This window comes from Streptomyces sp. AC627_RSS907 (assembly GCF_019049165.1).
The window spans coordinates 1-599 of the sequence record NZ_JAGMUE010000723.1 but is presented as its reverse complement, the minus strand read 5'-3'; the positions used below and the strand labels follow the sequence as shown (position 1 = coordinate 599).

The 599-nt window shown below is 68.3% G+C and carries 1 protein-coding gene; it reads left to right on the top strand.

The genetic code is table 11. The annotated features are described in order from the left end of the window. Positions 1 to 599, top strand: a 599-nt coding sequence (locus KUM32_RS38265; protein WP_217146427.1) for an acyltransferase domain-containing protein, incomplete at both ends; no start/stop codon positions are given.

Here is a 599-nt window from a genome sequence, read left to right as displayed (position 1 = left end):
GGCGGTGGCCGAGTGTGAGGCGGCGCTGTCGGCGTATGTGGACTGGTCGTTGACGGATGTGCTGCGTGGTGCTGAGGGCGCTCCCGGTTTTGATCGGGTGGATGTCGTTCAGCCGGTGTTGTTCGCGGTGATGGTGTCGCTGGCGCGGTTGTGGCGTTCGGTGGGTGTGGTGCCGGACGCGGTGATGGGTCACAGTCAGGGTGAGATCGCGGCGGCCTGTGTGGCCGGTGCGTTGTCGCTGGAGGATGCCGCGAAGGTGGTGGCGTTGCGGTCGCGGGCCATCGCCGCCGGTCTGGCGGGTCGCGGTGGCATGGTGTCGGTCGGGCTTCCGGTGGACCAGGTCAAGGAGCGCATCGCCGCCTGGGACGGCGCCATTTCGGTTGCGGCGGTCAACGGCCCGGGGTCGGTTGTGGTCGCCGGTGATCCGGGTGCGTTGGATGAGATGGTGGCCGAGCTTGAGGGTGAGGAGGTGCGGGTTCGTCGGGTTCCGGTGGACTACGCCTCGCACTCCGCCCACGTGGAGTCGATCCGCAAGGAGCTGTTGGAGGTTCTGGCGGACATCGCGCCGCGTTCGTCGCAGGTGCCGTTCTACTCGACGG